Origin of the sequence: Rhizobium acidisoli (genome assembly GCF_002531755.2) — a bacterium.
Classification (GTDB): domain Bacteria; phylum Pseudomonadota; class Alphaproteobacteria; order Rhizobiales; family Rhizobiaceae; genus Rhizobium; species Rhizobium acidisoli.
The window spans coordinates 602,971-627,706 of sequence record NZ_CP034998.1 but is presented as its reverse complement, the minus strand read 5'-3'; the positions used below and the strand labels follow the sequence as shown (position 1 = coordinate 627,706).

Annotated in this window: 19 protein-coding genes; 4 read left to right on the top strand and 15 right to left on the bottom strand. The window is 60.7% G+C overall.

Annotated elements, in window-relative coordinates:
• Nucleotides 1-18 precede the first annotated feature (18 nt).
• From CO657_RS03030 to CO657_RS03000, 7 genes are all read right to left on the bottom strand, one after another.
• Nucleotides 19-954 carry an amidohydrolase family protein gene (locus tag CO657_RS03030; protein ID WP_054181479.1) on the bottom strand — a complete coding sequence of 312 codons (936 nt, stop codon included), beginning with the start codon at nt 952-954 and terminating at the stop codon, nt 19-21.
• Between the two features lie 43 nt (nt 955-997).
• Nucleotides 998-1,657, bottom strand: coding sequence for an arylsulfatase (locus CO657_RS03025; protein WP_054181478.1), 660 nt, complete (start codon nt 1,655-1,657; stop codon nt 998-1,000).
• A 24-nt stretch (nt 1,658-1,681) separates the two neighbouring features.
• Nucleotides 1,682-2,758 carry an ABC transporter ATP-binding protein gene (locus CO657_RS03020; protein WP_054181477.1) on the bottom strand — a complete coding sequence of 359 codons (1,077 nt, stop codon included), beginning with the start codon at nt 2,756-2,758 and terminating at the stop codon, nt 1,682-1,684.
• Nucleotides 2,751-4,511: an ABC transporter permease gene (locus CO657_RS03015; protein WP_054181476.1), complete on the bottom strand. Its 1,761-nt coding sequence runs from the start codon at nt 4,509-4,511 to the stop codon at nt 2,751-2,753. Before CO657_RS03015 ends, CO657_RS03020 begins: the two co-directional genes overlap by 8 nt.
• 62 nt (nt 4,512-4,573) lie before the next feature.
• On the bottom strand, nt 4,574-5,680 hold the full coding sequence (locus CO657_RS03010; protein ID WP_063856426.1) for an ABC transporter substrate-binding protein: 1,107 nt from the start codon (nt 5,678-5,680) through the stop codon (nt 4,574-4,576).
• A gap of 125 nt (nt 5,681-5,805) precedes the next feature.
• Nucleotides 5,806-6,900, bottom strand: coding sequence for an isocitrate/isopropylmalate dehydrogenase family protein (locus CO657_RS03005; RefSeq protein WP_054181475.1), 1,095 nt, complete (start codon nt 6,898-6,900; stop codon nt 5,806-5,808).
• An 87-nt stretch (nt 6,901-6,987) separates the two neighbouring features.
• The gene (locus CO657_RS03000; protein WP_003588141.1) at nt 6,988-7,914 is read right to left on the bottom strand and encodes a GntR family transcriptional regulator; all 927 of its coding nucleotides are present in this window, start codon (nt 7,912-7,914) and stop codon (nt 6,988-6,990) included.
• A 187-nt stretch (nt 7,915-8,101) separates the two neighbouring features.
• Between CO657_RS03000 and acnA the strand changes: the two genes are divergently transcribed.
• Nucleotides 8,102-10,678, top strand: coding sequence for an aconitate hydratase AcnA (gene acnA, locus CO657_RS02995; RefSeq protein WP_054181474.1), 2,577 nt, complete (start codon nt 8,102-8,104; stop codon nt 10,676-10,678).
• A gap of 82 nt (nt 10,679-10,760) precedes the next feature.
• Here the strand turns inward: acnA and CO657_RS02990 are convergent, their stop codons facing one another.
• From CO657_RS02990 to CO657_RS02975, 4 genes are all read right to left on the bottom strand, one after another.
• Nucleotides 10,761-11,906, bottom strand: coding sequence for an acyltransferase family protein (locus CO657_RS02990; protein WP_054181913.1), 1,146 nt, complete (start codon nt 11,904-11,906; stop codon nt 10,761-10,763).
• 584 nt (nt 11,907-12,490) lie between these two features.
• Nucleotides 12,491-14,056, bottom strand: a complete 1,566-nt coding sequence (locus CO657_RS02985) for a methionine--tRNA ligase (RefSeq protein ID WP_054181473.1) — start codon at nt 14,054-14,056, stop codon at nt 12,491-12,493.
• Between the two features lie 562 nt (nt 14,057-14,618).
• A complete protein-coding gene (locus CO657_RS02980) occupies nt 14,619-15,686 on the bottom strand; it encodes a hypothetical protein (protein WP_128715514.1) in 1,068 nt (355 codons plus the stop codon).
• Nucleotides 15,687-15,793: 107 nt separating this feature from the next.
• Nucleotides 15,794-16,687, bottom strand: a complete 894-nt coding sequence (locus CO657_RS02975) for a LysR substrate-binding domain-containing protein (protein ID WP_054181471.1) — start codon at nt 16,685-16,687, stop codon at nt 15,794-15,796.
• Nucleotides 16,688-16,936: 249 nt separating this feature from the next.
• On the opposite strand from CO657_RS02975, the gene CO657_RS02970 reads away from it, so the two are divergent.
• Nucleotides 16,937-17,323, top strand: a complete 387-nt coding sequence (locus CO657_RS02970; RefSeq protein WP_003588146.1) for an ectoine synthase — start codon at nt 16,937-16,939, stop codon at nt 17,321-17,323.
• A 178-nt stretch (nt 17,324-17,501) separates the two neighbouring features.
• A complete protein-coding gene (locus CO657_RS02965) occupies nt 17,502-18,116 on the top strand; it encodes a 2'-5' RNA ligase family protein (protein ID WP_054181470.1) in 615 nt (204 codons plus the stop codon).
• 42 nt (nt 18,117-18,158) lie between these two features.
• Here CO657_RS02965 and CO657_RS02960 read toward each other — a convergent pair whose 3' ends face one another.
• The 4 genes from CO657_RS02960 to CO657_RS02945 form a co-directional block, all read right to left on the bottom strand.
• Nucleotides 18,159-19,262 (bottom strand): helix-turn-helix transcriptional regulator, encoded by a 1,104-nt coding sequence (locus tag CO657_RS02960; RefSeq protein ID WP_054181469.1) that lies wholly within the window; start codon nt 19,260-19,262, stop codon nt 18,159-18,161.
• Between the two features lie 278 nt (nt 19,263-19,540).
• Nucleotides 19,541-20,890 carry an SLC13 family permease gene (locus tag CO657_RS02955; RefSeq protein WP_003588149.1) on the bottom strand — a complete coding sequence of 450 codons (1,350 nt, stop codon included), beginning with the start codon at nt 20,888-20,890 and terminating at the stop codon, nt 19,541-19,543.
• Between the two features lie 93 nt (nt 20,891-20,983).
• Nucleotides 20,984-22,498, bottom strand: a complete 1,515-nt coding sequence (locus tag CO657_RS02950) for a malonate--CoA ligase (RefSeq protein WP_054181468.1) — start codon at nt 22,496-22,498, stop codon at nt 20,984-20,986.
• Nucleotides 22,495-23,919, bottom strand: coding sequence for a malonyl-CoA decarboxylase (locus CO657_RS02945; RefSeq protein ID WP_054181467.1), 1,425 nt, complete (start codon nt 23,917-23,919; stop codon nt 22,495-22,497). The genes CO657_RS02950 and CO657_RS02945 overlap by 4 nt, the downstream gene beginning before the upstream one ends.
• A 162-nt stretch (nt 23,920-24,081) precedes the next feature.
• On the opposite strand from CO657_RS02945, the gene CO657_RS02940 reads away from it, so the two are divergent.
• Nucleotides 24,082-24,732, top strand: coding sequence for a GntR family transcriptional regulator (locus CO657_RS02940; RefSeq protein WP_054181466.1), 651 nt, complete (start codon nt 24,082-24,084; stop codon nt 24,730-24,732).
• Nucleotides 24,733-24,736: the final 4 nt, after the last annotated feature.

The following is a 24,736-nucleotide window of genomic DNA, read 5'->3' as shown; positions in this document are numbered from 1 at the left end:
GGTTTCCTGGCTCTGTGCTCAAAAGCCGTAGAGGCCGGCGGCATTCTCGACAAAGATCTTTCGCCGGGTGGCATCGTCTGCCGCCCAATCGGCACAAAGGTCCATCAGCAACGCATCATCGGGCTTGCCCGACTTTCCGGGCGAAGGATGCGGCCAATCGGAAGCCCACAGAACTCGCTCCGGCGCCAGCGCGAGATAGGCCTTCGCAAGCGCTCCCATGTCTTCGTAGGTTGGCGGGCCGACCACGGTGTCCTGATAAATGCTCGAGAGTTTCGTGTAGGCTTTTCCGTTTTCGAGCAGGTCGGCGACCACTTTGAACGCGGGGTGCGCCTTGCCGGCAGGTTGCGGGATGCGGCCGAGATGATCGAAGACCGTTACGACGGGAAGGTTTTGGAACAATCCCGCATGTTCGGCGATGTCGTCGCCCTTCATATGCACCTGGATGTGCCAGCCGAAATCCGCCACCCTTTTTGAAAGCGGCTCGATCATATCAATTGTCGTGGCGCCGGCCCTTCCAAGATTGAAACGGATGCCGCGAATGCCGGCGGCGTCGAGCCGTTTGAGTTCACCATCGGTCACGGACGTGTCGACCACGGCAATGCCTCTCGCAGCATCGCCGAGCGCGGCCAATGCTGCAAGCAGGCACGAATTGTCCGTTCCGTAAGTGGACGGCTGAACGATGATGCTGCGCTCGAAGCCGAGCCTCGAGCGCAGCTTGGCATAGTCGGCGAGCGACGCATCCGGGGGGATAAGGCTGGCATTTGCAGCAGCCGGATACTTGCTGTCGTAGATATGAAAATGCGCGTCACAGGTCAGCGACGGCGCCTTGAAGGCCGGCTTGGCTGTCCCTGCGGAAAAGGCCACCTGCTCTTCGCCCGCAGAGGCGGTGAACGTGGAAAGGGCAATGCCCGCAGCGGTCCACGCCATGAATTCCCGCCGTTTGATGGTCCCCATGAGATCTCCTTCAATTTAAAAACGGGCTACTCGCCCCGCGTTATCAGCCGATCAAATTCCGCAATTTCGCAATCGCCGCGTCCGGGCTGGACAGAACCGGAATGTCCGTCACCGCCTGGACGGCGGGCACGGCACGCGCCGTGGAGAAATGGGCAAGAACAATGCTGTCGAAACCGCTGAGGCGGGCGGCCGCTTCGGCGACCAGCCGGTTGTGCGTCTCGACATCTCCTGCCCTCACCGCCTCGATTGCGCCCTCCACCAGAAAACTCTCCATGAGGGCGGTGGGGTCGATACGCGCCGCCTCCTCGCGAAACTCCACCTCCATGCCTTCGCGGGCGGGCGGGAAGGTGTAGAGCATCGCCGTTCTTTCGCCTCGCCGGATCGCCGCCTCGAACATCGCCTCATTCGGTTTCAGCACGGGGATGTCGACGCTCTTTGCCGCAAGCTCGATGGCTCTGCCGAAGGCCGAGCACGTGAAGAGCACCGCATCGCTGCCGATCTGGCGCGCATAGGTCGTCAGAAACCCGATGCGCGCCGTGAGCGCGTCGGTGATCTCGCTCTGCTTTGCGCGGTCGGGGGACAGGCTGTCCTCCAGCAGGTTGACGAGATCGGCATCCGGCCATGACGACGCGAAGGCCAGCCTGATCGGCTCCATGGCGATCGGCGTTGCATGGACCAGCGTTATCCGCGGCGGCTTTGACATGTGGGCCCCTTTGTTTGCGCGGCGCTATTTCTGCCCCGCAGAGAATACCCAGACGCTTTCTGCTGGAATGCGCGCCCAGACGGTTCCCGACGGCAGCTGCTTGGCGCCATGCGCCTTGGCGACAAAATCGCCGCGGCGAAGGCGGTATTCCCACCGATCCCCGAGATAGATGCTGTCGTCGAGGTTCATTTCGAGCCCGCCGGCATCGGGCTGGTCGCTGACGCTGATCTGTTCGACCCGGATGACGGCGCGCGCATCCTGCGATGCATTGAGGCCCGACGCTTCCCGAACCGTCCCGCCGAGACTCCAGTTGTCGCCCCCGATGACGGCACTCTTGCCGTCGATGGTCTTCACCTTCGCCTTGACGATGTTGTTGGCGCCGAGGAAGTCGGCCGAATAGAAGCTGTTCGGGTTGGAATAGATCTCCTGCGGTCCGCCCTGCTGGACGATGCGACCGTCCTGCAGCAGGAGAATATTGTCGGCGGCGGCCAGCGCCTCGCTCTGGTCGTGCGTCACCAGGATCGCGCAGATTTCGAGGTCGAGGATCAGCTTGCGGATCCAGTAGCGCGCCTCTTCGCGAAGCTTCGCATCGAGGTTGGAGAGCGGCTCGTCGAGCAGCAATACCCGCGGTTCGTAAACCAGCGCCCGGCAGATCGCCACGCGCTGCTGCTGGCCGCCCGAAAGCTGCGAGGGGAAGCGATCGGCAAGATGGCCGAGCCCCATGCGGTCGAGGATCGCCTGCACCCGCTTTTCGATATCGGTCTGCGCGACGCTGCGCAGCTTCAGGCCGTAGCCGACATTCTCCTTCACGGTCCGATGCGGCCAGAGCGCATAGGACTGGAAGACCAGGCCGATATTGCGCTGCTCGGGCGGAAGCGCCAGTTTCTTCTCGCCATCGAGCACGGTCTTGCCGCCGATGACGATCTGGCCGATTTCCGGCTGCTCGAGACCGGCGATGCAGCGCAGGAGCGTGGTCTTGCCGCTGCCGGAGGCGCCGAGCAGGGCAACGATGGAGCCGCGCTGGGCGCTGAAGGATGCGCCTTTGAGGATCTGCAGGCCGCCCAGCCACTTCTGGACATTGCTGACAACGAGTTCAGTCATGGATTTTTGCTCCCAAACGGAGGGCGAGTGCGAGACCTGCGCCCGTCATAACGATGCTGATGAGGGCGAGCGCGGCGATCGTGTTCATGGCGCCGGTCTGCAGCAGCGAGACCATCAGCGAACCGATCACCTCGGTGCCTGCGCCCATCAGGTAGACACCTGTGGCGTATTCACGGAGGAAGATGATCATGATCAGCGCCCAGGCGCCGGCGAGCCCCGGCCGAACGATCGGGATGACGACATCCTTCCAGGTGCGGCCGATCGTGGCGCCGGTCGTGCGGGCCGACTCTTCCAGTTCCGGCGCCACCTGGATCAGCGTGCCTTGCAGCAGGCGCAGACCGTAGGACAGGCCGACGACCAGATAGGCGACGAACAGGCTGATGAGGGTCGGCCTCAACGGCGTCAGGAAAGGCACGAACAGAAAGACCCAGAAGAAGGCCAGACCGACGACCAGACCCGGCAGGGCCCGCGGCAGCAGGACGATATAGTCGAGCACGGTGTTCGACATCCCCCAGTTCCGATGCCCGGCAAGACCGACGGCGAGATAGATGGCGACCGCCGCGGCGCCGCCGAGGACCGACAGAATGACCGTGTTGACGATGCCGTTATAAAGGCTCGGGACTTCCAGCATGCGGCTGAAATTCGAAAACGTCAGCTGATCCCAGAGGTTGACGCCCTCGCCCCAGGCATCGACGAAAGCCCGCACCGTGATGCCGCCGATCGGCAGGACGACGGAAACGAACAGCCAGAGGCCGATGATCGACAAGGCGATGATCTGGCCGCTCTTGCCGAGCTTGAGGGTGGAGACACGCGCGCCCTTGCCGCCCATGGCAGCGTATTTGCGCGCATTGCGCAGCAGCCTGCGCTGCATCCAGACGAGCGGCAGGGTGATCAGCACCAGCACCACGGCGACCACGGCCATCAGCTGATAGGTCGGCGTGCCGAACAGCGTGGTGAGCTTGTAGATATAGGTGGTGAGCACCATGATGCCGTTCGGATCACCGAGCACCAGCGGAATGCCGAAGGTCTCGAAGCCGAGCAGGACGTTGAGCGCCGCGGCAAAGATCAGCGCCGGCAGCACCATCGGCAGGGTGACGTCGCGCGAAACCTGCCAGACGGAGGCGCCGGCCGTGCGCGCGGCCTCCTCGAGATCGGACGGGAGATTGCGCATGGCCGAGGAGACGTAGAGATAGACGTGCGGCACATGGCTCAGGCCGGCAATCAGGATCATGCCCGGCAGGCTGTAGATATTCCAGGGCACAATGCCGATGATGTCGCGGACAAACAGCGAGACGAAGCCCGTCGGACCGACCGAGACCGTGTAGCCGAAGGCGAGCACGATCGACGAGATGAACATCGGCACCAGCACCAGAATTTCGAGCAGGCGTTTTGCCTTGATATCCGTCCGGGTGATCAGGAAGGCCAGCAAGCCGCCAAGCGGCACGGCGATCAGGACCATGCCGAAGGAGAAGATCGCGGTGGTGCCGAGCGCCTTGTAAAAGTTCTTGTCGGCGAAGACGTAACGATAGGCATCGAGACCGAATTTGGCACGCGGGCTGAAGAAGGCCGCCGTCAGGAAACTCTGGTAGATGATCAATCCGACCGGCGCGAGGACGGCGATTGCGAGCAGGCCGATCACGATGATCCTATAGGCACTCGCATTGCCATGCCGCGGCATCCCTGCCGGGTATTTCTTTTCGGCGGCGGCTTTTGAAAGCTCGACTGCATCAGGTGCTTGAGCGTGGGTAAACATTCCTTGCCTCTCGCAAACGGGGGCGGAGCCGCGGCGCCGAAAGCGCCGCGGATGGCGGTGTATCAGCGGCCGAGGGCTGCCTTCCAATCATTGAGGAACTGGACGCGCTTCATCTGATCCATGTATTCCAGAACGCCTTCATCGACGGCGATCGGCTTCAGGCCACCGCCCACACGCTCATTGAGCGTCTTGACGTTTAGGCCGGCCGTCACGTCCTCGCGAACCGACGGCAGCCCGCCTTCGGCAAGCAGAGACTGACCTTCGGCCGACAGCATGAAGTCGACAAAGAGCTTGGCGGCGTTTGCGTGCGGCGCATCCTTGGTGATCAGCGCCAGACGCGAGAAGGCCGGGGTATAGTCGGTTGCGAAATGGACGCCGAGGTTCGGGCTTTCCTTGACCCAGGCGAGCGCGTACGAGCCGATGATGTTGATGGCAATCACATTCTCGCCCGAGACGACCGTCTCTTTCATGCCGCCGGAGCTCGAATAGATTTTCGCGCCGTCGTCGCCCATGGCCTTGGCGAGATCCCAGAAGTCCTTGCGGTTGCGGGCATCATTGGAATGATGGAGGAAGCCGGATCCGCTCTTTTCCGGATCGAATGTCGCCACCTTGCCCTGAAGCGTCGACTTGTTCTCCTTCAGGAAGGTAATCATGTCGGCATAGGTCTTCGGCAGCTTGTCTTCCGGCAGCGCCTTGGTGTTGTAGATCACCCCGATCGGCTCGACGGTGGTGGCGAACAGGGTGTTCTTATAATTGGCCCAGGCCGGCAGGTTCGCAGCCTCGGGCGAGGCGTATTCGCTGGCATAGCCGTCCTGGACCAGCGTCATCTGCAGGTCCATCGCCGAACTCCAGACGAGGTCGGCGGTCGTCTGGCCTGCCGCGGCTTCGGAGATTACCTGATTGTAGGCGCCGTTGGTGCCAAGATCGTTATAGGCGATCTTGATGCCGTATTTCTTGGTGAAACCGTCCTGCAGCTTCTGCGACTGGGCCGCATCCGTGGAGGTATAGATCGAGACGGTGCCTTCCTTCTTTGCCTTGGCAATGAGGTCGGCGTAGTCTGCCGGGTATCCGGCCGGAACGTCCTGTGCGAATGCGGGAACTGCAAACGCGGTCGAAATGGCCGTGGCGACGGCGAAAGCTGTCGAGCGGACGGAAATGTGCCTGTTCATTTTCTGATCTCCCAATAAAGCGCCCGTGCTCGAAAGCTCCTCCGGGCAATTGCGCGAGGGCCACTCCCTGCCCTCGCTTCCTCCAGCTTCGAACTTTGGATTTACAAAAGCCAAAGTGCAAAGAGTTACGCGGTGGCGGCCTTCCGTTCGCCGCCGCTGTTTCGAACTGCCTTGGCGACAAGGGAGCCAAAGGCGTCGGTGTTGGTGCTGCCGCCAAGATCGCGGGTGCGGGCCGCCGGATCGGCCAGAATTTCATCGACGGCACGCTCGATTTCGGCGCCGGCGGCTTCGAATTGCGGAAGACCCCGCTGCTCGCCGAGCCAGCTCAGCATCATCGCGGCCGACAGGATGAGCGAGGTGGGGTTGGCGATATTCCGGTTTTGAATATCGGGGGCGGAGCCATGCTGCGCCTGGGCGCAGACGAGGCCGGTCTCGGCATTGGCATTGATCGAGCCGGCAAGCCCGAGGCTGCCGGAGAGTTCGCTCGCCAGATCCGAGAGGATGTCCGAATAGAAATTCGTCGCGACGATCACGTCGAAACGGGAGGGATCGCGCACCAGATGCGCTGCCATCGCGTCGATGATGAACTCGTTGAGCGTGACATCGGGAAACTCGGCGGCAACCTTGCGCACCTGCTGCAGGAAGAGACCGTCCGTCAGGATAAAGTTGTTGGCCTTGTGGACCGCAGTCACCTTCTTGTTGCGCTTCATGGCAAGCAGGAAGGCCTGGCGGGCGATGCGTTCGCAGGCCGATGCGGTAATCTTGCGCACGGACAGCGCCACCTCGGGGGTGGGCATGAACTCGCCGGTGCCGGCATACATGTTGCGATCGGGATAGAAGCCTTCCGTTGCCTCGCGCATGATGACGAGGTCCATCGTCTTGGCGTCGTTCAGGAACGGACGGGACCGGGCGGGACGGACATTGGCGTAAAGATCGAGCTTGACGCGGAAGCCGGCCGAGACGTTGACGCCGCCCTTGTCGCGAGCCGGATAGTCCATATGGGACTGCGGCCCGAGAATGATGCCGTCGAAGGTGCGGGCAAGCTCGATCGTCTCATCGCGAAGGGTCGAGCCGTATTTTTCGAGACTGGTGAAGCCGGTGTCCTCGAACTGGTATTCGAGGCCCAAACCGAAAGCCGCATCCGTGGCCTTCATGACTTCCATTGTTGCCGCGGTGATCTCCGGACCAATCCCATCACACGGCGTCACGAATATTTTCATCAGACAATCTCCCATGAGGCGACGAGCGATATCGCCGCACAATGTCACGGGGAGATTATTGGCTTTTTAAATCTAAAAATGCAATCCCTATTTTTCGAGAACCTCTTTTTCATGCGCCTGATGCGACCACGACCAGGTCACCGGAGACTTTTTCGACAGCGCACCACCCAGGTGCCGGCGCATGGCATAGGACGCTTCCACGACCTCGCCACGCTCGAGAAGATCAAGGATATCGAGATGTTCCTGGCACTGCCGCACCGTGCGGCTGCGGTCGACGCGCGAGCGATATTCCAAAAGGCGGCGCATGCGGTTCACCCGAACCAGCGAAAGGTGGAAAAACGGATTGTTCGACATCTTGATGAGCTCTTCATGGAAGAGCGCGCCATTGTGCAGCAGACGTTCGGCCGGCAGGCGCTCGATGTCGGTCTCCAGCATGCGCATCTGGATTCGTCGCTGCTCCTCGATGATCTTCCGGTCGAGACTGAACTCCGGCTCCAGCATCGCGGCCGGCTCGATCAGCATGCGAAAGCGATAGATCTGCTCGAAGGCCTCAGGGGTCTTCGCCACGGGGAGAAAGCGCCAACCATACCCCTGCTTGCGCTCGGCCCAGCCTTCGCGGGTCGCGCGCATCAGTACGTCGTTGACCTGCGATTTCGTCAGTTCATAGCGCTCGCGCAGCATCTGCTCCGTGACCTCAGCCGGAATCCGATCCGTCAGCCAGTCCTCGGCAAGCCGCTGATAATCGTTCACGACCTCGAAAGGCTCCGCGTCGTCGCGCACGCGCTCGGCGATGCCGCCCGCGACCTCCTTGACGAAGAAGCCGCGGTTTTCCTTCTGCTCCAGCACCCCCTGGCTTGCCAGCATGTCCATCGCCTCGCGTATCGGCGATCTTGAGACGCCAAAGCGGTCGGCGAGCTGCTGGGTTTTTACATGCCCGCCGACGGGAAGTTCGCCTGAGGTGACGAGCAGAGTGATTTCATTCGCGATGGTTTGGGCTAACTGGCTGGAGCGCATGTGTTGCTATCCCGGTGACGGAAACGGTGTGAGGCACACTAGTGCATGCCCCCGGCGAATGGAACCAATGGAGCGGGAATTTTGGACAGCCTCCCGATCAAAAAGCCAATAAGCCGAGATAATTGCATTGACACGCCGCAAATATTGGCTTTTTAGATGTTAAAAATCAAATTAGGGAGATTTGATCATGGTTTTGCGGATTGCGACGGCAGACGGGTTTGTGAACGCCGTCGATTTGTCCGCGGCCTTTGGTCCCGATTTCCCGCGCCTGCCCTTCGTCCACCGTATCTTGCTCGAGAACATCGCAAGACGCGCTCCTCACCGCCTGCCCGCGGCGATCGAAGCCTTGAAGCTTTGGCTCGTCAGCGGCACCAGTGACGCCGAGATCGACTTTCACCCGTCGCGGGTGCTGATGCACGACACGACCTGTGTTCCTGCGCTCGTCGATATTGCCGCCATGCGCGAAGCGATTGCCGAGGCCGGCGGCGACCCGTCGCGCCTGACACCCGTGCTGCCCGTCGACGTCTCCGTCGACCATAGTGTCGGGGTCGACCGTTACGGGTCGACGGATGCCCGAAGCTTCAACATGCGGCGCGAGATGGAGCGCAACAGCGAGCGCTACCGCCTGATGAAATGGGCAACGGCCGCCCTGCCCGGTGTCACCGTCCATCCGCCAGGCACCGGCATCATGCACACGATCAATCTCGAACAGTTGGCAACAGTCATCCGGCTGGAAGAGCGCGACGGCGAGAGATGGGCCGTTCCCGACACATTGATCGGCACGGACAGCCATACGCCGATGATCAACGGCATCGGGGTGCTTGCCTGGGGTGTCGGCGGGCTCGAGGCGGAAAGTGTGTTTTTCGGATTTCCGGTCGCCATCCGGCTGCCGGATGTCGTCGGAGTGCAGTTGCAGGGACGGCTTCCTGCGGGCGTTCTGTCGACCGACCTGGCGCTCGAGGTCACCCACCTGCTGCGGTCGCATCAGATATCCGGAGAATTCGTTGAATTCTTCGGCGAGGGGGTCTCGACGCTCACCGCCGGCGATCGGGCGGTGATTGCCAATATGGCGCCGGAATACGGAGCGTCGACCGGCTTCTTCCCGATCGACGCGCAGACGATCGCCTATCTCAGCCAGACCGGCCGCACCAACGAGCATTGCACACTGGTCGAAGACGCCGCCAAAGCGATGGGGCTTTGGTTCGATCCTCAGGCCGCGCCACGTTATACCAGATTGATCGAGCTCGATCTTGCAAAGGTTCGGCCTCTCCTTGCCGGGCCGCGGCGCCCGCAAGACAAGCTGCCTCTCGAACAGGCAGCCGGCGCACTTGAGCTTGCATCCGGGCGGGAGTTCAAGGGCGGGACCGGCGGCATTCCGGACGGCGCCATCGCCATCGCCGCCGTCACCAGCTGCACGAACACGTCGGATCAGCGGCTGTTGGCCGCCGCCGGTCTGATTGCCCGCAAGGCGAACGCCCTTGGTTTACGCCCACCCCATTGGGTCAAGACGTCGCTGGCGCCGGGATCGCCGGCTGCGGAGCTGTTTCTCAAGCGAAGCGGGCTCCTGGCAGAACTCGACGCCATCGGCTTCGGCATTGTCGGGCATGGCTGCACCACCTGTATCGGCAATTCCGGCCCGCTTCAGCCTGACATGGAAAAGGCGATTGCCGAAGGAACGGTTGCCGCTGCTCTTCTGTCCGGCAACCGCAACTTCCCGGGTCGTGTCCATTCGAGCCTGCAGTTCGGCTTCCTGGCCTCTCCCCCGCTCGTCGTTGCCCTTTCCCTGATCGGCAAATTTTCGCCCGAGCCGATGAACCGCGAAATGGCAAGCAAAGCCGATGGCGCCGCCGTCTATCTTCGCGATCTCCTTCCGTCCGACGAAGAGATCGATGCCGTTGTCCGTGAATTCTCGCGGCCGGAGGATTTCAGCCTGGCCTTTCGCCAGGCTGCGGAAAACAAGGCATGGCATGAACTCGCCGCTCCGACGTCACCGACATTTCCCTGGGACCAAGCCTCCACCTACATCAGGCGGCCGCCGTTTGCCGCGGCCGGCATGACCAACCGGCTCGGCACCTATAGCGCGCATCCCCTGCTCGTTCTGGGCGACGACATGACGACGGACCACATCTCGCCCGCGGGCCAGATCGGTGCGGAAAGCCATGCGGGCCGCCATCTCGTTGCCGCCGGAGACTCCCCTGATGATCTCAACGTCTATGCCGCCAGACGCGGCAACTGGGAAGCGATGGTGCGTGGACTTTTCGACAATCGAACCGCCGGCAATCTGCTTCTGGACGGCAGGGCAGCGTCGACGACGATTTTTGCACCAACGCTTGAGGAGGGCGCCTTGTGGGATATCGCAGAGCGTTACCGGCGCGAAGGCCGTTCGGTCGTTATTATCGCCGGCGAACGTTATGGCGCCGGCTCATCCCGCGACTGGGCAGCCAAGGGCGTGGCCCTGCTCGGCGTGCGGGCGGTGATCGCCAGAAGTTTTGAGCGAATTCATCGAACCAACCTGATCGGGATGGGCGTCCTTCCCATCGTTCTGCCGGCAGATCAATCACTCCACGTCAGCGCATTGGATCTGATTGATGTCGAGGCCGACATTGTCGTTCCCCGCGGACAAATCAGGCTCACTTGGAAAAAGCACCTCGGCGAGCCGCAACTGATCGCCGGTCGCGCAGCCGTGGAAACCGAGCAGGAAGTCGAAACCCTGCGCCGGGGCGGCATGATCCCGCAGATCCTCAGCCGGCGCTTGAACGCGTGAGAGCTTGGACTAACCGAAGCAGCATCAAAACCGCCTGCGCAGACGAGCGAGCGGAACCCGAAACATCCAAGGCACGCAGCACCTAAACCCGAGACTCCTTTGCCTGAAAACCAGGAGCCCATTCGCCAAGCCTCTCGAAAACCATGCGCAAAGCGCCTCGGATGGGAGGCTCTCCCCATTTGCACACGACGAGCGACATCAGACAGACGATCGCAATGGCCAAACCGAGTGCCGGCAGCGGTGTCATTCCCAGATCGGTCAACCAATCGAGAAGCTGAATGCCTATCGCAAAATGCAGAAGATAGAGCGGATAGGTCATTGAACCGAGGGTCTTGACCGCTTGGAGAAAGGCTTTCGGCAGGCGACTGATCTGCCGGCCATAAGCGACGCTCGCGGCGATGAATATCAGCCCCGCCACCCAGAGGACGATTGCCGGAAACGGCGAGAACGAGTGACCAGCTGCGGCAAGCGTTCGCTCGCTGGTGCTGCCGGCTGCCATGTAAATCTGAGTGGCACCCGCTGCCAGCGCGAAGACGAAACCCACCCACGAAACCCTGCTCATGCGGGTTTGAGACAAAAGCCAGATGTAGATGTAGATGCCGATGGCAAATTGGCAGCCGTAGTAAAAGGGAACGGCCCGCCAGGCGGTATCGGTGAATATCGCCAGCACCTCTGAATCGGGAAAGGCGTTCAACAGAGCGATGAAACCGGTGCTTGCCAACGACAGGCCGAGCGCCAGCGCTGGCATCCTCGCCCTTTGACCGGCCGCACACAGGATGAAGACAAGGGCATAGAAACAGATCTCGCAGGCCAACGTCCAATATTGACCGTCTATCCATGGGCCCCCGGGGTACAGCGTGATCGACCGAAGATAGTTCTTGATAATCCGCCTGTTAACATCCTGCGTTGCGATGAAGAGGAGTGTCAGTGACCCACATATCCATACCGCCGGATATAGCCGCAGAATTCGCCCCTTCAGAAACGACATCGCGGTAGCCGAAGCGGCAGAGTTGATGATGACGAGCCCTGATATGACGAAGAACAGTTCGACACCAACCCAACCGGGTTGGGCAATATTCTCAATCACGGGCATTTCGTAGGGTCTGAGATATAAGGGCGAAGCCCAGGAAGCAAATCCAAGATGAAACATCGTTACCATTAACGCACACACAAATCGCAATGCGTCGATACCGTAAATATACGGACTGCCAGCTTCGGATTTTACCATAATGATCCCCCAGAACCTCATCAAGTACTACCTTGACTTGGATATGGAGGCAAGACACTCGCGCTCGGTGTGGCAATCATTGATTGCATGGCAGGTCAATTCGCCCACTGCCCGTCAGAGAGCCGCAACTTCTCCCATGCCGCACCGGCATGACCTGGAATCCGGGCAACAAAAAACCGCCTTGAGGCGGTCGGGCATTCTATCGATTTCAGTTTGATTTAGTCTCCTCCACCTCCGTCGCCGCCGTCACAGCCACAGTCGTCCGAGGCGTCGAACCAGCCTCCACCGCCATCGCCGGAGCTTGCTGAACTGCGCTTGCCACTCGCGACTATCAGGGCAAAAACCAAGATGAAGCATGCGAAGGGCATGGCATCCGAGAAAAATGTATCCAATCAGTATCCTTTCGTTTGCACCGAGAAATCTTGTTTCCCTATTGAAATAATAGATTATTTTCTCGCTCCGGGCAATTGCTTCAGTATGAAACTTTTATGACATCCAGGATCGCGTCAAATGCTCTCTTGTCACCGCCCTCCCAACCCTGCGCTGCTGTCGCTGCAGCGCAGGGTATCCGGCCCTGGGGTGATTCAAGCTGCCGCTCTTTGTGGGAAGAGCACGGCTTGCGGGGCAGCCTTGGCCCCAGTCACGATCAGGGGATCCCGATAGAGCCGGGGAGACGGTATTCCCAGCCTGGAATGCAGCGTTGCGGCCGAGCCGGGCAGGAACGGGAGGAGGCAGCGGGCAACGGTCGCAAGGCCGTAGATCTGCTCGGCCAGGCAAGCGCCAAGACGTTCGGCGGTCACTTTGCGATCCTCCGGAGCGGGATCGCCAAGCAGCGCTTTCGCATCCGCCCATGGTGCACCTTTCGTAAACCGCCGGTTCGCCTCACCAACAAACTCGAAAATGTCGGCGAGGCCGACATGGAGTTCGTAGGCATCGAAGGCCGCCGCCACCTTGCCCGGAAGGCGTTGAGCTTGCTGAACGAACTCGCTATCCGGCACGTTCGGTACGATGCCGTTGAAAGATGTGGACAGAAGAGCAAGCACTCGGTTGGCGAGATTGCCGAGCTGGCCTGCGAGCTCTCCCGACCATGCGGCTTCGAGACGCTCGCCCGCGAAGTCGCCATCGTCTCCCGAGCGTATATGCCGGAGCAGGTAATATCTCAGCGCGTCCGGCGTTCCGTAGGCGTCGATGATGCCTTCCGGGTCGATGCCGTTGCCGGCCGACTTGCCGATCTTCCTGCCGTCCACCGTGACGTAGCCGTGCACGAGGAGCGACGATGGCGGCGGCAGGCCGGCGGACAGCAGGATGGCCGGCCAGTAAATGGCGTGGAACTTGGAGATGCCCTTGCCGACGACGTAGATGCGTTCTCCGCCGTTCCAATAGCGCTGCAGGAGCGCCTGATCGGATCCGTGCCCCAGGCCTGTGAGATAGTTCGCCAGGGCGTCGAACCAGACATAGACAACGTCACCCGCATCGGGACCACCCCCATCGGGAACCGGAACGCCCCAGCCTCTCGCCCGTTCGGCGCTGCGCGACACGCTGATGTCGGTCAGGCCACGCCGCAGCAGGGCAAGGATTTCGTTGCGCCGATGGGCTGGAACGATGCGAAGCGCACCGGTCTCGATGAGTTCGAGGAGCTTGCCGCCGTATCGGGAGAGACGGAAGAACCAGTTCTCCTCACGGACGGCCTCAAGAGCGATCCCATGTTCCGGGCAGCGCCCGTCGTCGAGTTCCGATGGCTCGTAAAATTGCTCGCAGCCGACGCGGTAGAGGCCCTCATAGGCCTTGCGATAGAGGTCGCCGTTTTCAGCGCAGGCCCGCCATAAGGCGTGGACACAGGCGACGTGCCTGGCATCGCGGGAGGTGCGGACGAATTCCTGGTTGGAGATATCGAGCCGGCCGCCCAGACGCTCGAACCTGTCGGCGTTGGCATTGACGAAGTCCCTCACCTGCAGTCCCCTGGCTTCCGCCGCCCTGACATTCTTCAAGCTGTTGTCATCGGTTCCGCACTGGAACCTGACGTCATGGCCGAGAAGACTGAGATGACGGGCATAGGCATCGGCCTGCACGAGTTCGAGGGCAAAGCCCACATGCGGCGCGGCATTCACATAAGGGATGGAGGTGGTGATATAGATGTCCGTCTTGTTCATCGGTGTTTCCTTTCGAAGGCTGTTATTGCCGGCGAGACGGATCGACCCATGAAAAAACCGCCTCGAGGGCGGTTGCTGGTGCATTATGGACGCACGAAACCCGCCACGCTATGAGCGCGGCATCATCATCACGAAAGTGCTGATCACGTTGTTGTCCATACCACTTTTCTAGCATCAAGGGTGATTTCGAACAAGCGCGCCGTTTGAGCCGGTGCACTTTGCCCCCGGTCCGCTGAGCATCAAACGGGTTCTTAGTCCTAGGGTTCTTCTCGACGATCGGGAGACCGGGGAGGATTTCGCTTGTCGGGCCAAGCTGAACGAAGTGCTTTCCAGAAATCCCGTAACGCCAGTAGGAGTGCGCCGTTGTATTTTCCGTACATGAACGTTACCACGTCATCGGTGTCCCACCGCCCTTTCTCTCGCTCGTCTCTCACCGAAAACTCCACATGCGATCAGTAGGTCGAATGACGCGCACCATTTGGCGAGGTGCAGGCCATAGCTCAAAATAAGCTAATGTCGGGCGCCGAAGTTTTTCAACGGTATCCGCCCAACCTTTGCCCGTCTATTGTGAAGGATGTATCCCGACGGCGCCATGCGGAGCTACAGATTCACTTATATTCGATAAGATAAAAGCAGCCCGTTCTCTCACTGAAGGGCTCGGATCAGATCTCAACGTCAACGCAAGTTCGTGAGCCTCGTCGCGTCCGCGCCAATGCTGAATAACCGCCGTCAGTGCAGCGCGCCGAACGATTGGCGACGCATCTGATGCGGCAGCTCTAATGACACCCGCTTTGTCGAATGAGAGCCTTACATCACGAAAGTCGAATTTAGGCACCCGCGCCCTTCGTCCCATAGACTTATCTATCCACTGCCACTCCCTGCCGACGAGCCAAACAGCACGCATATCCGCGATGGTTTGAACCGCCAGGGCACGGACCCACGGTTGTCTCGCGTTCGCCGCCAACAGCGGCAAATGATGATCTATCGAGCTATTCTTCAGCGCGAGACGAAAAACCCGAGAAAGGGCCCCGGTTTGTCCCTCGCAGAGGATACGGGCGAGCTCTTCGGCGACATCAGGCCTTGCCAGCGTCGCTTCCATCGCTTCCCGCTCAACACCCCATCGTCCCCAACTGTCCTGGTGCAGAACCAGGGAGGTCGCGGCGTTGGCGATTACGTCAGCCGACGTGAGCGGGAAACAGCGTTTCGCACAGGTAAGCGCTGCAGCGCGAACTGGCTGAGCCCAGTCATTCAGACGCATGGCGACTGCAGCAAACAGAAAAGGACTCTCCAGTGCCCCGGTTATCCTATGGAGGGCAGCTTCCCTCATTCGCCCATCGCGATGAAATATGAACAGGTAACGAAGATCGGGCAATCTCAACAACTGCTCCTTATCGGAGAGATAAGGCCAAAATAGTTTGTCATGCCACGCAGGCTCAGGACGCCAACGAGAGAGATTTGCGGCTGTCGCGATCGCCGGATCAGCTTGGCTGATCGATGCAGCCGGGAGAGCGGATATGTGGGCCAAAACGGCGCGAAGCTCAGCTTCGACGCTTCGGCCACGATGCAGGCGTCCACCAACGGCAGCGAGCGTTTCTCGAAGATCGGGTGGCAAAATATCGGATTTGGTCATTAGCTCACATTGGATCGTCAACATCTGGAGATCAATGGGTGTCCCTTGACGCCGGCCGCTTCCCTCAACGTTCTCATCTGGGCATTGATCGTCCGCCTTGGCGAAGCTTATTCAATGATCGGCGAGCCGGCGGATCGGCATTCCTTCGTGAACCACTCCGTAAAGCGACGCACCGGCTTTTTTGCCCAGGCGCTGGTGATCAGGTAATATCCCTGGGTCTCGGCGGTCGAGATGTCCGACAGCACGACGAGGTCGCCGCGATCAATCTCGCGCCGAAACACTTCGACCGGGCATAATGCGACCCCATGCCCGGCGATCACCGCCGTGGCAAGAATGTTGAAGTCCTGAAATACCGGCCCGCGAACCGGCTCGGGTGCCTTTATCTCAGTCTTCCGGAACCATTCTTTCCAGCCGTCGACGGACTCGTCGTGCAGCAGGTCGGCCGCGGCAAAGGGAACGCTGCCGACAGTCCAATTCCGCTTGGCCAGATAATGAATGCTGGCCACCGGCTGGTTGCGGCGGGAGAAAAGCAGGCGGCTCTCCCGTCCCCCCGACAGGTCTTCTCCCATGGTAATCAGGACGTCCAGGCTTTCGTCGTCGAAGCGCTCTTCCGCCTTTGCATAGACGATCCTGACGTCGAGATCGGGTTCGCTCTCCCGGAAAGACGGCAGCGCCGGAACCAGCCAGCGCGACGCGATCGAAGGAATGCATCCAACGGTGATCGACCGCATATTGTGGTCTCTGCGCATGTTGCCGGTGGCGTGGGCGATGGCTGCCAGTGAGCCCGAGACAGCCAGATAATATTCGCTGCCCGCCGGGGTCAGCGCCACGCCGCGCCCGGATTTTTGCAGCAGCTTGCGGCCGAGCCACGCCTCCAGATGTTTGAGCTGATGACTGATGGCCGCGTGCGTCACATGCAATTCGTCTCCGGCCTTTGAGAGGCTCATCAGCCGAGCGGTCGCTTCGAAGGCTCTCAAGGCGTTCAGCGGCGGCAGTTGCATATGTTCGTATTCCTTACATGAGCGGCAGGGTTTATTCGCCACCAGAAATGTCAAAACCTAGTCAAAACTTGCTTATATTGGCTCTGTGGAATTCTCGCATCAAACTAACCGCGCGCCGAATTCAGACGCCATATGTAACTTATTCTAACAACTTTCTCAATTTTGATCATTTGAAGCAAGCGTGAATTCCGGTGCCTATTGGGATCACGGAGATCAAAGACGTCTCCGTCATTTGCGAGAGGAAAGAACATGTTTGTGAGAAGTCTAAAGGAAGTGGAGCAGACCGAGCGCTTCGTCGATTGGGGCAATGGCACGAGCCATCGCCTGCTGACCAATGATGACGGGATGGGGTTCACGGTCTGCCACACGGTCGTTCGCGCCAACACGCAAGCCCTGCTGCAGTACCGCAACCACCTGGAAGCCTGCTACTGCATCCAGGGAGAAGGCGAGGTCGAGGATATGGACGGCAACGTCTTCCCTATCGGCGTCGGCGACATCTACGTCCTCGATAAACATGATCGCCACTATTTGCGGGGCGGCAAGGACAAGGACCTCATTCTCGTCAGCATCTTCAATCCACCTCTGAAAGGGACGGAACGTCACGATCTGAACAACAGAAGCGGTTCCGAATACTGAGGCCCAGCGACGCGGCGGGGTGCTGCAATCTTCCTGAGCGGCTCAAGATCTTCATCATCTGCCGATCTCCGGCAGGGCCTGCCGTCCTTGGCGAACAGTTTGGCGATGTGATAGCACGTATCGGAATTGCACGCTCTCGGTGCGGCGTGCCCCCGTTGGGTGGAAGGGTCTGCTGCCAGTGATCCGCACGAAGATCGATACGCTGTGGTTCAAGCGGTGCTGCGCGTTTCACCTGCAGTTCCTTCCCGATCCCGAGGCGCTGTCAAAGCTCTGCCTCCTGCAAGACAGCATCGAGCGAGACAGCGCCGCGTCCCTATCACGCGTCCCGGCCGCAAGCCTGCATATGACGGTCGTCACCCTCGTCAAGGCGGCGGCCCAATTCGGCATTCCGAACGAGGAGGTCTGGAGGCGGAACGGGGAAAGATGGACGGAGATCGTCGAGAGACTGATTGACGAGACCCCGCCTTTTGACGTTCATCTTCACGAGGTGGCGGTTTCGGAAGCGGCTATCTTCGTAAAAGCCGAGGAGCCGGCGGAATTGCACAGACTTCGCTCGGCCATTTCGCAGGCCATCTGCTTCGAAGAGTGGCGTCCAACCCCGCCCAGCATAGCGCATATAACACTGTTCAGGTTTTTCGCCGAAGAGCCGGTGCCGGCGGTCAGTTTCGACGCAGGCTGTTTACCCGTGGGAGTGCGGGCTGGGTCCCTCACCTTGCTGGAAGAGCACGTTTATCCAAACGTCGAGATCAATATCCTCAGCGAACCGGTCCTTCGCGGCAAAAGCGCGGAATAGCAACTCCGGCTGGTCGAGCGGCTCTGGTTTGGCGAATGCCGTTCAGCGCATCAGCAGCGACACCAGGCCGGCCTGCGAGTTGACCCCCAGCTTGGAATAGATGTTCCGCAGATGGGTTCTGACGGTCTCGTAGCTGATCTCGTCGGCTACAGCCACTTCCCTGGCGGAATGGCCCGATGCGATGCTCGATGCGATCCGGACTTCCGTTGCGGTCAGCTTGTAGAGCTGCATCAGCAAATCGCGCCGCTCACCGAGGGGGCTCGCCATCATCGGCTCGGCGATGAGAGCCACGGTCGGCCCCTCCAGAAACTCGGTAAACGCATCGGACTGAAGCCGGACGAGCGTGAGGCGGTAACTATCCTGGTTCCTGCCCTTGACGATTGCCGTGTGCGGTTTGGTCTGCATGCCGTTTCGGGAGGTCAGGAATTCAAGAACGGCAGCCGACTTCTGGCATTGCAGTCCGAGCTTGCCATCTGCGGTGATCCGCACAGGCAGCCCGGCTTCCATCAAGGCCTCCGCGCTCTTGTTCCAGCGACGGACTTTCCCTTGCTCCGAAACGTAGATCAGACCGACCCCGATGCTGTCGAACAGGGTTTGGCTTGCGTGCTCGTGCGGCGCAAACAGATCCCGCTTGCGAATGAAATCGAACGCCCTCTTCAGATGCGGCGCGAGGATCGTGTACCGTTCGGCCGCTTCCCTGTTGAGATCGGGGTCGGCCGAAGATGTCGAGGTCGACAGGATGAAGGTGCGGTTTTCCTCGCGAATGATGGAAACACCAACGCTTGTTTCGCATCCGGCCTGCCGCTTCAGCCAATCATTGTAAAATTCCGACTTGATCAGCTCTTCGCGCGGAAAGATCTCGTCGCCGCAAAGGCCCTGGCCAACGGGCACGAGACCCAATCTCGGGATCCAAGGATTGACCGCGGCGAAGTGGCTGCTGAACTGGTCGACCTCGGCCTGCGAGAAGCCCGACATGAAAGGAACATGGGCAACGGACGAGGTCAGATCGTGGTAATGCAGCGCGGCCTTGCCGCCCGGCGACGTTTGCGCAACGCTATCGAGGAAATCCTGCCAGCTGCACTCGCCGAAGAGACTTCCATAAATCAAATCCGTCAAATGAGATGAAACGTCAGTCGATTGAACCATGATCGATTTTCAACTTCAGCGAATGAAAGCATCTTCGAATAATCAATAGCGTTGAATTCGGAAATGCAACGGAATTCGCACGTGAATATCCGATCGTTGCCGGCTGCGCCCGATACTACAACCGGAGCATGTTTCATCTTAGAGCGGCGTTAAATTTGGCGACTGGCGCCTTCCAGCCGGGAAATGCATGGAACTTGGAATGCCCGCGCACCACGTGGATATCTTGACGCCACGGGTGATGCCCCGCGGCGTCAAGCAATGGGTGCGGCTGCCCGTCGTCAAACCAGCCCCGGCACGACGAACACCAGCCAGGCGACGATCGGGCCGATGATGGCGATCAGCGCGCTGTAGATCAGCAATTGCCTGAGCACCTGCTCCCGGCTGTCATCCGGGGCATTGGCGACCACAAGCGCGCCATTGGTGGAGAACGGGCTGGTATCGACGATCGTCGTCGAGATCGCGATGGCGGCGACCACGCCGATGGCGCTGACATGGCCCTGCATGAGGAACGGCACGGCAAGCGGGATGATCGCGCCGAGCAGGGCGGTCGAGGATGCAAAGGCCGAGACGATGGCACCGGTAAAGCAAAGCAGCAGTGCCACCAGCAACGGCATGCCGAGGCTGGATATGCCGTTCGCCACGTAATCGACCGTACCGGCCTTCTCCATGACGCCGACATAGGTGATGATGCCGGCGATCAGCAGCACGGTCGACCAGCTGACCTTGTCGATAGCCGCCTTCTGGGTTTTCGGGGACAATAGCGCGAGGGCGACGGCGACGGTCATGGCGACGAGGCCGACATTGAACTTGAAAACCAGGGCGCCGATGCCGAGCGCCGTCAGGCCGATCAGGGTGGTAATTCTCTCATTGTTCAGGCGCAGCGTCGCAGCGGTATCGGCCGCCGTGCCATAGGCATGGTCGCGGATGGGTTTTGCCGGCGTGCCGCCGTGACCTCTGATCGACGCCGACACGCCCTCGGGATGCAGTTCCGGCAAGGGGCCAAAGGACGATGCGGGCACCTGCCGCATGACCTTTGCGCCGCCGAAAACGAAGAAGACCAGCACCGCGATCGCCAGGTTGAAGAAAAAGCTGGAGAGAAACAAGGAGGTCGGAGCGAAAGGCAGGCCGGCCTTCGCGACGATCTGGTTGGTGATGCCGCCATAGATGCTGATTGGCGAAAAGCCACCCGCTTGTGCGCCGTGGATCACCATCAGGCCCATCATGACGGGGTGAATGCGGTACTGGATGGCAAAGCTCAGCGCGACCGGCGCAAGGATGGCGACGGCGGCAGGCCCAAGAGCGCCGAAACCGGTAATGACGGCGGCAACGAGGAACATCACCCAGGGGATCAAGCCTATGTGTCCACGCACCAGGCGGACGGCGCATTCGACCAGCCAGTCGATGGTGCCGTTGATCTGCGCGATGGCGAAGAGGTAGGTGACGGCGACGAGCGTCAGGAACAGGTCACTCGGAAAGCCCGCAAAAATGTCGGTGGTTTTCATACCGATGGTCATGGAGCCAAGCACGAAGGCGCCGGCAAAGGCGAGCGCGCCCATGTTGATCGGCTGGATCGTCGCAATGATGAACATGGCGACCAGCAGGCCTATGGCCAGAATTTCAATACCCATGATTCCCCTCCCTCCGACGCCTCCGGCGCCGTCGCTGCTGTTTGCTTTATTGATGCGGATAACGACGCGCCCTCCTCCCAGAGGGCGGTCGTCTTACGTCCCGGTGTAAAGATCGGCGTATTGCTGCCGCAGGATGTTCTTTTGAACCTTGCCCATCGTGTTGCGCGGCAGGTCCTCGGCGAAAATGATGCGTTTGGGCTGCTTATAGCGCGCGAGACGCTCCTGAAGGGCGCTGACAATGCTCTTTTCATCCAAGCCGGCGCCGGGCTTGCAGACGACGACGGCCGTTACGCCTTCTCCAAAATCGGGATGCGGCACGCCAATCACGGCGCTCTCGACGACGCCCTCGATCTGGTCGATCTCGCTCTCGACCTCTTTCGGATAGATGTTGTATCCACCCGAGATCACCAGATCCTTGCCGCGGCCGACGATGTGCACGTAGCCGTCTTGGTCGATCTTGCCGAGGTCGCCGCTGATGAAGAAGCCGTCCGCGGTGAACTCGGCCGCGGTCTTTTCCGGCATGCGCCAATAGCCCTTGAAGACGTTCGGTCCCTTGATCTCGATCATGCCGGTTTGTTCAGCCGGCAGCACCTGTCCCGTGGCGGGATCGGTGACGCGCACCGTCACATCAGGCAGCGGCAGGCCGACCGTGCCGGCGACGCGTTTGCCCTCATAGGGGTTTGAGGTGTTCATATTGGTCTCCGTCATGCCGTAGCGCTCGAGAATCGCGTGGCCGGTCCGCGCCTGGAACTGGCTATGTGTTTCTGCAAGCAGCGGCGCCGAGCCGGAAACGAACAGGCGGATGCTGGCTGCCGCCTCTTTGCCGAAGCGCGGGCTTTGCAGGAGGCGGACATAGAAGGTCGGCACGCCCATCAGCATGGTTGCCTGCGGCATCAGGGAAACGACCTCCTCGGCGTCGAACTTCGACAGCAGGAACATCGAGGCGCCGGCGAGCAGCGTGACGTTGGTGGCGACGAACAGCCCGTGTGTGTGGAAGATCGGCAAGGCATGGATCAACCGATCGTCGGCGATGACACGCCAGTAGTCTCGCAAGGTCAGAGCGTTCGAGAGCAGGTTCCCATGCGTGAGCATCGCCCCTTTGGACCGTCCCGTCGTTCCCGAGGTGTAGAGGATCGCGGCCAGATCATCGGCCGAGCGCGAGGCGTCGACAAAGTCGGCCGGCTCGTCACGCGCCAGATCGAGCAACGAGCCGCTGCCGTCCGCGTCGAGCGTTTCGACGATCGCGCCGTACTGCCTGGCGATTTTCTCCACGCCCTCCCGCGCAGCCGAGGCAACCACCACCAGACGCGGCTCGGCGTCGCCTATGAAGTAATCAAGCTCGGCCAGCGTATAGGCGGTGTTGAGCGGCAGGTAGACCGCGCCGCTTCGCAGGCAGGCGAGGTAAAGGATCAATGCCTCGGCGCTTTTCTCGACCTGCACCGCAACCCGGTCGCCGGGGCGAATGCCGAGCGTGTCCATCGCGCTGGCAATGCGACCGGAAAGGGCAAAAGCGTCGCCATAGGTCCAAGTCTGAGCGCCGCCGACCCGCATGAACGGTGCGTTGCCGGGCGCAGCGGCCCGCATGGCGTCGAAAAGATGGTTGCTCACTTTCGCCCTCCTCCAAGCGTTGAGTTCATGATCTGCGCGAAGGCTCGAGAGCCTTGCTGGCCGTTGCCGCCGCGACGGCCGTCGTCATTCTGGTTGAGCAGGCTTTTGACGGCTGGCGAGGCGATCACTTCGCCGCGCTGCGCTAAGGCCTCGTGATTGGCCACGATGTCGTCGAGCTTATAGAGGTAGTTGACCATCAGGCCGTGGGCCTGCTGGACTGCCTTCGGCGACCGGTCGCCAAGAAAATTCACTCTTTCAAGCCGGGCGCCGTTGCCGAGATGGAAGCGGGCGACGGGATCGACCGGGCGGCCCTCCGGCGTTCGTTCGCTCAGGAAGTAGCGCGCTGCAAGCGGCAGCAGCACGCGCTCCAATTCGGCCCTGCTCTTCTCCTTGTCGGGCCAGTTCGGGTCGTCCAGCAGGCTCAGCGTTTCCAGGGCCGCCTTGGACAAGGACCGGCCGCCGGCCGGATCGCGCGCCTTGGCAAGCCAGCGGGCAAAGCCCGGGACAGGCGACAGCGTGACGAAATTCTTCAGGCCCGGCAGGTCCCGGCGCAGGTCTTCCACGACCTGCTTGATCAGGAAATTGCCGAACGAGATTCCGCGCAGGCCATCCTGGCAGTTGGAGATCGAATAGAAGACAGCCGTCGTCGCCTCATCGGCATTGATCTGCTCCCTCCCCTCGTCGAGGACATCTGCGATCGCGTTGGGCACGGATCGGGTGAGCGCCACCTCGACGAACACCAGCGGTTCTTCGGCCAATCGGGGATGGAAAAAGGCAAAGCATCGACGATCGGCCGGCGCCAGTCGGCGGCGCAACTCCTCCCAGCTGGCGATCTCATGCACGGCCTCGTATTTGATGATCTTTTCGAGGATGTTTGCCGGCGTCGACCAGTCGATCGGCCGCAGCGTCAGAAAGCCACGATTGAACCAGGAGCCGAACAGATGCGTGAAATCGGCATCGAGCGCGTGATAGGCTTCGGACCGGTCCTTGGAAGCAAGCAGCTGCTGACGCATGCGGACCAGCCTGGCGGTGCCGTTCGGCGCCTGATTCAAGCGGCGCAGGAGCTCCTGCCGCCGCGGCTCCGCGGCCTGATGGAGCGCGATGACGGCGCCAGAGCTTTTGTCAGTGCGGTAATTTTCCATCGCCTGGTCGAGCCGCACCGTGTCGGGCCCGAACGTTTCGTGAAGCATATGGAAGAATTGCTGCGCGCCCGCGCTTTCGAGCCCGCCCCAGCGATCGAGTATCTCGGCCGCAAGGGCCATGCCGGATGCTTCACCCCGGCTCGACAACAGCATCTCGCAGAGAGTCTGCAGATCGGCTTTGGCTGCGGCCTGGGTGTTGCGCGAGCCGGAAAACAGAAGCTGGCGTCCGTGATCGGTAATGCTTTGCAGCATGTCGGTGAAGAAAGAAGCTTCAGGCATGCCATTCTCCCCTCTCCTGAAGGCCGGCCGCATTATGCGCGCCTTGGACCCTGCTTCCCATCAAAGGGCTTCGTCTGTAGTATGTAGGTTGTCATTCTTCGTACACGAAGTCAACAATCTTGTATACAAGAATGCCATTTATGTATGAAGGATACGAGAGACATGTCCGAGAATGTCGGCCGGTGGCTACGGGATGAGATTGAAAATGCAATACTTTCCTACGAGTTCGCGCCCGGCGAACGGCTGGATGAAACCGTGCTTGCCAATCGTTTCGGCGTGTCGCGAACGCCGGTGCGCGAAGCTTTGATGCAGTTAGACGCGATCGGATTGATAGAAATCCGGCCGCGCCGGGGCGCTGTCGTGATCGATCCAGGGCCGCACCGCATTTACGAGATGTTCGAGGTGATGGCGGAGCTCGAGGGCCTTGCGGGAGCGCTCGCCGCACGCCGGTTGGACAAGACCTCCCGGGAAGCGATCACCGCCACCCACAGCCGCTGCGAGCAGTCCGCCGCCGCCGGCGACAGCGATGCCTATTACTACGACAATGAGGAATTCCATAAGGCCATCTACGCCGCAAGCCGAAGCGATTTTCTGCAGGAGCAATGCGTGCAATTGCATCGACGCCTGCGCCCCTATCGCCGTCTCCAGCTGCGGGTACGCAATCGCCTGTCGACCTCCTTTTCGGAACATTGCGCCATCGTCGATGCGATCTTCGCCGGCGATGGAGATGAAGCCCGCCGCCTGCTGCGAACACATGTCGGCATTCAGGGAGAAAGGTTCAGCGATCTGGTGGCAAGTATGGCGGCGAGATAGGATC